The 7,117-nt window shown below is 54.2% G+C and carries 5 protein-coding genes, 2 tRNA genes and 1 pseudogene; 6 read left to right on the forward strand and 2 right to left on the reverse strand.

Going from position 1 to position 7,117, the window contains the following annotated elements:
- The first annotated feature begins 122 nt into the window (after positions 1–122).
- From pheT to B3R00_RS07090, 4 genes are all read left to right on the forward strand, one after another.
- Positions 123–2,579: a phenylalanine--tRNA ligase subunit beta gene (pheT, locus tag B3R00_RS07075; RefSeq protein ID WP_286998300.1), complete on the forward strand. Its 2,457-nt coding sequence runs from the start codon at positions 123–125 to the stop codon at positions 2,577–2,579.
- 30 nt (positions 2,580–2,609) lie between these two features.
- Positions 2,610–2,915 (forward strand): integration host factor subunit alpha, encoded by a 306-nt coding sequence (locus tag B3R00_RS07080; RefSeq protein ID WP_286998302.1) that lies wholly within the window; start codon positions 2,610–2,612, stop codon positions 2,913–2,915.
- A 102-nt stretch (positions 2,916–3,017) separates the two neighbouring features.
- Positions 3,018–3,094, forward strand: a tRNA-Pro gene (locus B3R00_RS07085).
- Positions 3,095–3,197: 103 nt separating this feature from the next.
- A tRNA-Pro gene (locus B3R00_RS07090) sits at positions 3,198–3,274 on the forward strand.
- A gap of 134 nt (positions 3,275–3,408) precedes the next feature.
- Here B3R00_RS07090 and B3R00_RS07095 read toward each other — a convergent pair.
- Positions 3,409–3,810: a hypothetical protein gene (locus B3R00_RS07095; protein WP_286998304.1), complete on the reverse strand. Its 402-nt coding sequence runs from the start codon at positions 3,808–3,810 to the stop codon at positions 3,409–3,411.
- A gap of 44 nt (positions 3,811–3,854) precedes the next feature.
- Between B3R00_RS07095 and B3R00_RS07100 the strand changes: the two are divergent.
- A pseudogene (locus tag B3R00_RS07100) lies at positions 3,855–4,303 on the forward strand (IS30 family transposase); the annotation flags it as partial.
- Between the two features lie 83 nt (positions 4,304–4,386).
- On the opposite strand, the gene B3R00_RS07105 reads toward B3R00_RS07100, so the two are convergent.
- A complete protein-coding gene (locus B3R00_RS07105; RefSeq protein ID WP_286998306.1) occupies positions 4,387–4,695 on the reverse strand; it encodes an H-NS histone family protein in 309 nt (102 codons plus the stop codon).
- Positions 4,696–4,960: 265 nt separating this feature from the next.
- On the opposite strand from B3R00_RS07105, the gene B3R00_RS07110 reads away from it, so the two are divergent.
- Positions 4,961–6,865, forward strand: coding sequence for a propionate--CoA ligase (locus B3R00_RS07110; protein WP_286998308.1), 1,905 nt, complete (start codon positions 4,961–4,963; stop codon positions 6,863–6,865).
- Positions 6,866–7,117 lie beyond the last annotated feature (252 nt).

A 7,117-nucleotide genomic window follows, 5' to 3' on the forward strand; every position in this document is an offset into this window, starting at 1 on the left:
GATGGTTGAAAACAAGGTGCGATAAGCGCAAGCAGCTCTTATTTTGAAGATACGCAGCCCAGCCAGCGACTGCTTCCCGCAAGAACTGCGGGGCGCTGGCAAGAACGCCAAAGAGACTGACTATGCAATTTCCTGAATCTTGGTTGCGCCAATATTGCAACCCCAATTTGACCACCCAGCAACTGGCCGACACCTTGACCATGGCTGGTCTGGAAGTGGAGGAGCTGGAGCCTGTTGCTCCCGCTTTCTCTGGCATTGTGGTAGGTGAAATCAAAGAAGCCGTGCAGCACCCCGATGCAGACCGTCTGCGTGTGTGCCAGGTGGATGTGGGCGGCCCTGAGCTGCTGAACATCGTCTGCGGCGCGCCCAACGCGCGCGTGGGCATTCGCATTCCTTGCGCGACTGTGGGTGCAGAGCTGCCCCCCGGTGCCGATGGCAAGCCTTTCAAGATCAAGATCGGCAAACTGCGCGGCGTGCCCAGCTACGGCATGCTGTGCTCGGCCAAGGAGCTGGGCATCGACGACGACGCCAGCGGCCTGCTGGAGTTCCCCGCCGATGCGCCCCTGGGCCAGAACGTGCGCGAGTACCTGAACCTGGATGACACGCTGTTCACGCTGAAGTTGACGCCCAATCTGGCGCACTGCCTGAGCGTGTACGGTATTGCGCGTGAATTGTCGGCCTTGACGGGCGCGCCCTTGAAGGCGATCGACTACCCGCAAGCGGTAGTTGTTTCGCAAGACAAGTTGCCTGTAAAAATTGAGGCGGCTGACCTGTGTGGTCGCTTCTCGGGTCGCATTGTGCGCAATGTGAACACGCAAGTGCAGACCCCCAAGTGGATGGTGGATCGTCTGGCGCGCTGCGGCCAGCGCTCGGTCAGCCCCTTGGTCGACATCTCCAACTACGTGATGTTTGAGTTGGGCCGGCCCAGCCACATTTTTGATCTGGACAAGATCAACGGCGGGCTGACCGTGCGTTGGGGCAAAGAGGGTGAAACCTTGAAGCTCCTGAATGGCAATACTGTGAAGTTGGATGGCTTCACCAAGGTGGGCGTGATTGCGGATGACAGCGCAGTGGAATCGCTGGCGGGCATCATGGGTGGTGACCACACCGCCGTGTCGGACGATACCAAGAACATCTACATCGAAGCTGCGTTTTGGTTCCCCAAGGCTGTCGCTGGCCGCTCACGCCACTTTAATTTCTCCACCGATGCGGGTCACCGTTTTGAGCGCGGTGTAGACCCCGAATTCACCGTGGAGCACATCGAGCGTATCACCCAGTTGGTGCTGGAGATTTGCGGCACGCCTGCAACGCAGGTGTGCGCGATCGATGACCACCAGCCCAATATGCCGCATCCCAAGCCCGTGCAACTGCGCGTGGCCCGTGCTGCCAAGGTGATTGGCATGCCGGTGACGCAGCAGCAGTGCTTGGATGCGCTCAACGGCCTGGGTTTGCCGGCGACGGTAGCCAGCGAAGGCGTGATCAGCGTGACTGCGCCGACCTTCCGCTTTGACATCAATCTGGAAGAAGACCTGATTGAAGAAGTGGCGCGCATGATTGGTTACGACAACTTGCCGACCACCAAACCACTCGCTCCCATTAGCCCGAAGCTGCGTGCGGAAAACAAGCGCAGCCCATTCACCGTGCGCCACGAACTGGCTGCGCTGGGTTACCAAGAAACCATCAACTTCTCGTTTGTGGAAGAAAAGTGGGAAGCAGAGCTGGCCGGTAACACCAACCCGATCAAGCTGCTGAACCCGATTGCCAGCCAGCTGAGTGTGATGCGCTCCAGCTTGATTGGCTCGCTGATGCAAGTGCTGAAGTTCAACGTAGATCGCAAAGCACCCCGCGTGCGCGTGTTTGAGTTGGGCCGTGTGTTCTTGCGAGACGACAGCGTGGTGGAATCTGACACGACCGTGAAGGGGTTTGAGCAGCCCATGCGCGTGGCGGGTTTGGCTTACGGCGCTGCAGCGCAGCAGCAGTGGGGCCAAGCGGACGCCAAGGTGGACTTTTACGACGTGAAGGGTGATGTTGAGGCATTGCTAGCACCCTTGAAGCCTGTGTTTGAAGCAGCCGAGCACCCTGCGATGCACCCTGGCCGCTGCGCGCGCGTAGTGTTGGATGGCAAGGCCATCGGTGTTGTTGGCGAGCTGCACCCCCAGTGGCGCCAGGAGTGGGATTTGGCGCAGGCGCCCGTGCTGTTTGAGTTAGAGCTGGATGCGGTGCTGGCGCGTGAGGTGCCCAAGTTCCAAGCCGTTGCCAAGCACCAGGCGGTGGAGCGCGATATTGCGGTGGTCGTCAAAGAAACCGTGACCCATGCGCAAGTCATGGCGGCTGTCGCAGCTGGCGTGCAGGGCGGTATCTTGCGCAATGCCGTGTTGTTTGACGTGTTCCGCCCTAAAAAGCTCAAGGCGGGCGAAGAGGCTGCACCCGGCAGCTTGGCGCAAGACGAAAAGAGCTTGGCGGTGCGTTTAACCCTGGGGCGCGATGATGCTTCATTGACGGATGTGGAAATCGACGCTGCGATGCAGGGTGCAATCGCGGCTTTGCAGTCCCAAGTTGCAGCGCGTTTGCGTGGTTAAGGTAAACAGATGGAAGCGAGCAAAGTTTTGATGAATAGTGAATTGGATGCCACCGGCGCTTTGACCAAAGCACAACTGGCAGATTTGCTGTTTGACCAGTTGGGTGTGAGCAAGCGCGAAGCCAAAGATATGGTCGATGCCTACTTTGATCTGATCTCGCAAAGCCTGGTGCAGGGCGAGGAAGTGAAGCTTTCGGGCTTTGGTAACTTCCAGATTCGCACCAAGGCGCCACGCCCGGGGCGCAATCCCCGCACGGGTGAATTGATCCCGATTGAGGCGCGCCGCGTGGTGACTTTCCATGCCAGTACCAAACTCAAGGAGCAAATTCAGGCCTAAGGCTGGCGTAGGTGCTTGATTTCAAAGCATCTGCACAGAATCTAGGTTTTGTGGCGCCAGGTTTGCCTAGGCTGCTATGAAAATGGATTACAATCATAGCTTCGGCGTGTAGCGCAGCCTGGTAGCGCACTTGCATGGGGTGCAAGGGGTCGCGAGTTCGAATCCCGCCACGCCGACCAATTTATCGAAAGCGATTAGAAAGAGATTTCAAGTCGCTTCACTTTGCAGAATCATCAGAGTTTTGAAAAGTGGGTGTAAAAACCAAGATATAATCTGATATTTCGGCGTGTAGCGCAGCCTGGTAGCGCACTTGCATGGGGTGCAAGGGGTCGCGAGTTCGAATCCCGCCACGCCGACCATTTATATCAAGGACTTAGCTTCGCAAGGGGCTAAGTCCTTTTTCTTTTTCCTGATTTGTGCCCAACAATGTGCCCAACACGTTGAGTTGGTAGGGCACCTGGACGAGCTTGATTGTCTGGAACTGGGTACCGGGTCAAGGAAGGGCGTTCAGATACTTGAGAAAGCTCTTCTGCTCTTCTTCCTTCTCTACTATCTGCACGAACGGTTCAAGGTTCTTCCTCGTCAAAAGGATGAAGCCCGCCTCCATAGATTGCCGTGCTGCTTCTATGCGTTGTTCAATCGTGCCAGCCCACTTTGACCACTTCGCCAAGTCTTTGGAGGTCATGGTGTCGATGTTGAGAGGTTCGAACACCTTGATGTTCTCTTCCAAGTCGATGATCAAAATTTGCCGTAAGTCATTTGCTTGATCCAGCGCCTGAAGTCCGGCAATGTCGGCTAACTTTTCCGTAACGATCAGTGGAGGCTTGATAGAGCGTCCGATGCGCGCCTCTTCGAGTTCTCTTTCTTCTTGCGTTGCTTCCCGTTCCTTCGTCAAGGTCGTGGCTCCGGTCTTCAGCATTGTTGAGATGGCTCGAACTACAAGGCGATCTCTTGTTCGGCGATGCCTACAGCCAGATTGCAACGTTGGTAGAGCGGCATACGCGCTACGTGATGTTGGTCAAACTGGTAGATAAAGACTCATACACCGTGGCTGCGGCGCTGGCCAGACATGCGCAAACCTTGCCACGAGAGCTCTATCGTTCCTTGACCTGGGATCGCGGATCGGAAATGGCGGGGCACAAACGCTTCACTGTGGCCACTGACATCCAGGTCTACTTCTGCGATCCGCAAAACCCATGGCAGCGCGGAACGAATGAGAACACCAATGGACTGCTGAGGCAGTACCTTCCCAAGGGCATAGACATCTCGGGTTGCTCGCAGATTGAGCTCGATGCGATTGCGAGAAAATTAAACGAACGGCCAGAAAGACCTTGGGGTACAGAACCCCGGCTGAGTTGTTTAACGAATGCGTTGCATCGATCGGTTGAATCCACAACCCATTCAGTAACAAAAAAGCCCAAGGTATTTCCCTTGGGCTTTTTTGTTGGCTATTCACCAAGTCGCGTGCTTGTTACGCCGCCGCTTGATCTTCGATGAGGAAGTTCAGGCGGTCTTTGCCTGCAATCCACAGTGGTGGCTTGCCGCGGCCAGTCCACGTTGCACCTGTAACGGGGTCGCGGTATTTGGGAGCTACCGTTTTATGGCTGGTAGTGGCTGCGCGAGCAGTTTTCTTGGAGAAAACGTCTTCTTCTGTCAATTCGTATTCGGCGATGATGGCGCGAACTTGGGCGATCGCAGAAGACAAGGCTTCTTTGCGTGCAGCTTCAATTTGTTTTTCCAGTTCTGCGCGTTGAGCCAGTAGTTCTTTGTAAGTAGTCATTTAACGGTGTTGAGATAAATGGTTTAGCAATGCCATGAGGTAAAGACATTGTCAGTTGGAAGACATGGATTTTACGCTTTTTCTTAAAAAGAAACAGTTTGCGTTCCAAGGCTAGCAATTATTTTGCAAAAAACTCGTGTTTAGTAGAGTGTGTATTCATATCTTTGGCTTCTGGGGCGTTAAATTTGCACAAACACGCTTGTCAGCTTATCGAAAGAGCCAAATGAATAATAAGTTGCAGATAAAAAGCTAAGGAGACGGTCTCATGAAGTCAGGATTTGCAGAGTTTCATCAGCGTTCCATCGATCCACAAACGCGCGATGCATTTTGGCAACAGCAAATGAGCTTGGTTGACTGGGTCAAAGAGCCGGAAAAAATCTGTGATTACAGTAATCCGCCTTTTGTGCAGTGGTTTGCGGATGGGCAGTTAAACCTTTGTCATAACGCAGTAGACCGGCACTTGAAAGATCGAGCAGATCAACCTGCGTTGATTGCGGTATCGACAGAAACGAATACAGAAAAAACGTATACCTACCGCGATTTGCATGCAGAGGTGCAGCGCATGGCTGCAGTGCTGCAGTCTTTTGGGGTAGAGAAGGGCGATCGTGTGCAGATTTATATGCCCATGATTGCTGAGGCTGTTTTTGCGATGCTTGCATGCGCACGTTTAGGTGCGATTCACTGCGTGGTATTTGGTGGTTTTGCTTCGGTATCTTTGGCATCGCGTATTGATGATGCGAAGCCCAAGGTTATTGTCAGTGCCGATGCAGGATCCCGTGGCGGGCGTGTTCTGGCATACAAGCCTTTGCTCGATAAGGCGCTGCAGTTAAGTACGCACAAACCACAGGCAGTGCTTTTGGCCAATCGTGGTTTGGCTGCAATGGACTTGCGTGCTGGCAGGGATCATCTGTGGACCGATTTGCGTGCAAAGGTCATGGATGCGCAAGTGCCATGCGTGACGGTCAAATCTACTGACCCAAGCTACATTCTCTATACCAGCGGTACAACCGGAAAACCTAAAGGGGTGCAGCGGGATACAGGGGGCTGCACAGTGGCTTTGGCTGCGAGCATGCCTCACATCTTTAATGCCAAAGCCGGGCAAACTTTCTTTTGCACCAGCGATATTGGCTGGGTGGTTGGGCACAGCTACATCATCTATGCACCATTGATTGCTGGAATGGCAACCATACTGTATGAAGGACTGCCCATTCGTCCGGATGCAGGTATTTGGTGGAGCTTGGTAGAGAAATACCGTATCACACACATGTTTTCTGCTCCGACGGCAGTACGTGTATTGAAAAAGCACGATCCCGCATTTTTGCGCCAATATGACCTGTCCAGTTTGCAGGCGTTGTGGTTGGCGGGGGAGCCGCTGGATGAGCCTACAGCGCAATGGATTAGTGATGCGCTTCAAGTGCCGATTATTGATAATTATTGGCAGACAGAAACGGGCTGGCCCATCATGACCTTGTGTAACGGAGTGGAGCCGCAGGTCAGTAAGTTCGGCAGTCCGGGGAAAGCGGTTTATGGCTACAACGTCAAGCTGATTGACGATAAAACCGGTGAAGAATTGCGCGAACCCAATCAAAAGGGCGTGCTGGCGATTGAGGGGCCGCTACCTCCTGGATGCATGCAGACGATCTGGGGTGATGATGAGCGCTTTGTCAGAACCTACTGGCAGAGTATCCCCGGGAAGTTGATTTATAGCACCTTCGACTGGGGTATTCGTGATGAGCAGGGTTACCACTTTATCTTGGGTCGAACCGATGATGTAATTAACGTTGCAGGGCATCGCTTGGGCACCCGTGAAATTGAAGAAAGCATCTCTGCACACCCTGAGGTTGCCGAAGTGGCTGTAGTGGGTGTTGCAGACAGTCTCAAGGGACAAGCCGCTATGGCGTTCGCGGTCCTGCGTGATGCCAGCAAAGTCGCTGATGCGCAGCAGCAAGCGCAGATGGAGGCCGAGGTAATGAGATTGGTGGATAGCCAGCTTGGTGCAGTAGCTCGGCCATCCCGGGTGTTATTTGTGACAGCTTTGCCTAAAACCCGCAGCGGTAAATTGCTGCGGCGGGCGTTGCAGGCCGTTGCTGAGCATAGAGACCCCGGCGATCTGACCACCATGGAAGATCCAAATGCTTTGGCACAGGTGAAAGAGTTGCTGGGTAGCTGATGTTGTGAGGTCAATCAAGACAGGGGGCTTTAAGCTCCCTGTTTGTTGGCGAATCAACCAGCTTTTTCTAGATAGCTTCCAGCCTCACAGAATTGTTGCTGATGCAAGTTGGGAACCAATACCGCAGCGCACTTCCTTGCGCGCGCGGGAGCTTTCCCCTAGTCATGCTGAGCTTTCAGCCCTCTGCGCGCAGCAGTTTCGCCACTTGATGTCTACTGCAGGCCTTTCCCAAGGTAATCCCCCCGTAAAACC

Source organism: Comamonas sp. UBA7840 (assembly GCF_002501455.1).
GTDB classification, from domain to species: Bacteria; Pseudomonadota; Gammaproteobacteria; order Burkholderiales; family Burkholderiaceae_C; genus Comamonas; species Comamonas jiangduensis.

Excerpts from the sequence above, each read along its gene's own strand:
- pheT (WP_286998300.1), top strand. The coding sequence starts at position 123 with ATGCAATTTCCTGAATCTTGGTTGCGCCAATATTGCAACCCCAATTTG.
- B3R00_RS07080 (WP_286998302.1), top strand. The coding sequence starts at position 2,610 with ATGAATAGTGAATTGGATGCCACCGGCGCTTTGACCAAAGCACAACTG.
- B3R00_RS07105 (WP_286998306.1), bottom strand. The coding sequence starts at position 4,695 with ATGACTACTTACAAAGAACTACTGGCTCAACGCGCAGAACTGGAAAAA.
- B3R00_RS07110 (WP_286998308.1), top strand. The coding sequence starts at position 4,961 with ATGAAGTCAGGATTTGCAGAGTTTCATCAGCGTTCCATCGATCCACAA.